The 4,015-nt window shown below is 64.8% G+C and carries 2 protein-coding genes; one reads left to right on the top strand and one right to left on the bottom strand.

Features of this window, described 5'->3' with window-relative positions; genetic code table 11:
• Positions 1-230: 230 nt before the first annotated feature.
• Positions 231-1,343, bottom strand: coding sequence for a GIN domain-containing protein (locus AC56LR_RS21575; RefSeq protein ID WP_497133526.1), 1,113 nt, complete (start codon positions 1,341-1,343; stop codon positions 231-233).
• A gap of 263 nt (positions 1,344-1,606) precedes the next feature.
• Between AC56LR_RS21575 and AC56LR_RS21570 the strand changes: the two genes are divergently transcribed.
• On the top strand, positions 1,607-3,898 hold the full coding sequence (locus tag AC56LR_RS21570; RefSeq protein WP_497133524.1) for a TonB-dependent receptor: 2,292 nt from the start codon (positions 1,607-1,609) through the stop codon (positions 3,896-3,898).
• Positions 3,899-4,015 lie beyond the last annotated feature (117 nt).

Genomic DNA, 4,015 nt, shown 5'->3' with positions numbered 1-4,015 from the left:
TTTTGCTCACCGTCGACTCCAGATTATTCAGAGTCGACAGCATGAGCTATCTAGCAAAATCGGACATTTCTACTTTGCTAGAACCGGACATTACTACTTTGCTCTTACAGGGTGGGCAGGTTTCCTGCCCGCGCGTTCAGCCAGCGGAAGAATAGCCGTGCGAGTATTCATTCGTTAGTTGAACGCGCGGGCGGTAAAGCCGCCCACCCTACGGTGCACCTCTGTGCGGCTTACTGCGCCACGTGGCGGCTGCCACTGCGATCCACGACCAGCAACTGGCCATCATCCTCGCGGCGTGCGCTGCGCCCGGCCACATTCACCGCCGCGTTGCCCGCACCGGTCACGGCGATCTCCGCGCGCCCGGCCGTCAAGCTCCGTCCTTCCAGCCCACCCGAGCCGCTCAGCTGGGCCTTGACCAGCTCCACCTTGCCTGCGACACGGGCAGTGCCCGGGCCGCTCATCTTGAGCAGCAAACGCTGGCCCTCGATGTTCGCTTCCAGCCCGCCCGAGCCGCGCAATTCGGCATCCAGCGTATCCGATACATGGGCCAGCTCGATGCCGCCGGGGCCGCTCGCCTTGACGGTCGCGCGCTCGACCTTGAGATCACTCCCATCGAACTCGCCCGAACCTTCGACCTCGGCGCGCAGTTCGCGCGCGCTGCCCGACAGTTTCATGCTGCCCGGACCGCTCATGCGCGCGGTCAGGCGCGCCAGGCGCAGGTCTTCGGCTTCCAGGTCGCCCGAGCCGCTGAGGCTTGCCACCAGCTCGTTGCCGACGCCGCCCAGGTGCACGTCGCCCGGTCCCGACTGATTCAGCTCGACGTTCGCCGCCTTCACGCGGTGCAGGTCGGCGTCGCCGCTGCCGCTGGCGCGCACCGCCAGCTCGCGCACCGCGCCGGTCGCCTGCAGGTCGCCCGGGCCGTCGACGTTGACGGCGAAACGTTCGCCCGACAACTGGGACAGCTCGACGTCGCCGCTACCCGACATCTTGAGGCTTTTCAGCTGCGCGGCGGTGATGCTGACGGTGGGCGTTTCGCGCTTGCCCCAGCTGAAGTGGAAACCATTGCGCTGGACCGGGCGCACCACCAGGGTGTCGCCGCGCACGAAGGTCTCGACCTCGTCGAGCCGCTTGCGCTCGCCCGAGACCTCGACCGCCTGGCGGCCCTGGGCGCGCACCTCGACGTCGAAGGGACCGGACAGTTCGATGGCGCTGAAGGCGGCCAGGTTGCGCTGCTGGGCGACGATCCCGGCGCGCGGCGATTCGGCGTGGCTGGGCTGGCTGGTGGCGAGGACGCCGGCGGCGATGGCGGCGGCGAGGAGGGCGGGCTTGAAGACGGTTGTCATGTTCTGGTCATCCAGGGAAGCAGCGGAGCCTGAACGATATGACAAGCTTTCGCGGGCCGCCCGGGCTGAACGACGAAAGCGCAAAAACAGGCGCTGGGCCGCAGATTTCGCGGACAGGCCGCTGCCAGGGGCCGCTGTCAAGCCTTGTTGTTAGGGGCTATCGTCTAGCGACTTCGCTTGGGTGTGGCCTGGACAGCTTGATATAGTTGAGTATTTGCAAGCCTGTCGCCCTGCTGCCCGTTCACGTCACCAAAAGGAGCCCCATGAACCGTCCTGCCTTCCCACGTTGCCGCACCCTGATGTGCCTGGCCATTGCCGGTGCCTTCCCGATTGAAGCGGCCCTGGCCCAGGAAACCGCCGTCCAGGAAGACCCGGCTGCGCAAGCTGTACCCGCCCAGGGCCGCCAGCGGCTCGACGTGGTGATCGTGACGGCCCAGCGGCGCGCCGAGAACATCCGCGAGGTGCCGATGGCAATCACCACCCTCAGCGGCGACAAGCTCGACACCCTCACCGCCGGCGGCCAGGACATCCGCTTCCTGTCCGGCCGCTCGCCCAGCCTGAATGTCGAATCCGACTACGGCCGCTCGTTCCCGCGCTTTTATATCCGCGGCCAAGGCAATACCGACTTCGACCTGAACGCCTCGCAGCCGGTCGGCCTGGTGGTCGACGACATCGTGCAGGAAAGCCCGATGCTCAAGGGTTTCCCGGTATTCGACACCGAGCAGATCGAAGTGCTGCGCGGCCCGCAGGGCACCCTGTTCGGCCGCAATTCGCCGGCTGGCGTGATCAAGTTCGACTCGGTCAAGCCGGTGTTCAAGCGCGAAGGCTACCTGAGCCTCGGGTTCGGCAACTACGGCGCGAAGAATGCCGAAGGCGCGTTCAACCTGCCGTTCAGCGACACCGTTGCCGCGCGCATCTCGCTGCAATCGCAGAACCGCGACGACCGCGTGCACAACCCGCGCCCGACCGGTACGCGCGACTTCGAGGGCTACCACGACAACGCCGGCCGCATCCAGGTGCTGGTCCAGCCGAACAAGCAGTTCAGCGCGCTGTTCAACGTCCACATGCGCGACCTGGACAACAACGCCACCCTGTTCCGCGCAAACATCATCAAGGCCGGCACCAACGACCTGGTGGACGGTTTCGATTACGGCAGCTACCCGACCGACGGTGTCAACAAGCAGACCCTGAAGACCAAGGGCGCCAACATGCGCCTGCGCTGGAATGGCGATGCCGTCACCCTGCATTCGATCACCGGTTACGAGTCGGCCGACTTCTACAGCCGCGCCGACGTCGACGGGGGGTACGGCGCCGTGTATGCGCAGCCGATGGGCCCTGGCTACATCCCCTTCGTGGTGGAGACGGCCGACCTGCTGCCTTTCCACCGCCAGTTCACCCAGGAGTTCCGCGCCGAATCCAACGGCAGCGGCCCGCTGCAGTGGATCGGCGGGCTGTTCTACTTCAACGAAGACATCCAGATCGACAGCATCAGCTTCGATTCGCTGGCCCCGGGTAATCCGCAAAGCCCGTTCTTCGCGACGCAGAACCAGTCGACCGAATCCTGGGCGGCCTTCGGCTCGCTGAACTACACCGTCTCGGAGAAACTGAAACTGCGCGGCGGCCTGCGCTACACCAGCGACAAGAAGAACTTCGCAGCCAGTCGCGTCGAGGCCACCACGGCCGGTCCTTTCATCATCGACAACGATTCGACCAACGTCAGCTGGGACCTGAGCGGCACCTATGCGCTCGATGCGGACACCAACCTGTTCGCACGCATCGCCACCGGCTACCGCGCACCGAGCATGCAGGGCCGCCTGTTTGGCCTCGGCGACCGCCCTTCGTTTGCCGACGCCGAAAAAGTGCTGTCCTACGAGGCCGGCATCAAGCAGGAACTGTTCGACCGCCGCGCGCGCGTCTCGGCCAGCGTATTCCAGTATCGCGTCAAGGACAAGCAGCTCACCGCCGGCAGCGGCGTGATCAACATGAACCAGTTGATCAATGCCGACAAGGTGACCGGGCAGGGCGTGGAGCTCGATTTCCAGGCGGTGCTGGCCGATGGCCTGCGCATGAGTGCCGGCGCCAGCTACAACGACACCGAGATCAAGGATGGCGCCCTGTTCGTCCAGCAGTGCGGCAACCTCGCCAACACCGGCGGGCGCGCCGGCTGCACCGTCACCGATCCGGCCGGCCCGTTCGCCGGCACGGTGCGCATCGACGGCAACCCGCTGCCGCGCGCACCGAAATGGCAGGCCAACTTCAGCCTGTCGTACACGGTGCCGGTGGCGAACGGCGACTTCTTTGCCAACACCGACTGGGCCTACCGCACCACCTACAACATGTTCCTGTACGAAGCCAGGGAGTACAAGGCGCGTTCGCTGGTCGAGGGCGGCCTGCGCCTGGGCTACAAGTGGAACGACGGGAAGTACGAAGTGTCGGCCTTTGCCCGCAACATCACCGATCGCGTGCAGGTGGTCGGCGCGATCGACTTCGACAACCTGACCGGCATCCTGAACGAACCGCGCACCCTGGGCGCCCAGTTCAAGGTCAATTTTTAAGGTTCATCACGGATTAGCGTGAAGTGACGATGAAAACAAAGAAAGCGGTAAAGAGAAGTTAGACTTGTTGTGCGACCAACAAAATCAACTTTTCCCACCGCTTTCATGACGAATCAT

Source organism: Telluria sp. ZT3P39 (assembly GCF_059685935.1).
The sequence above is the reverse complement of the archived record's forward strand: the minus strand, read 5'-3'. Positions and strand labels throughout refer to the sequence as shown.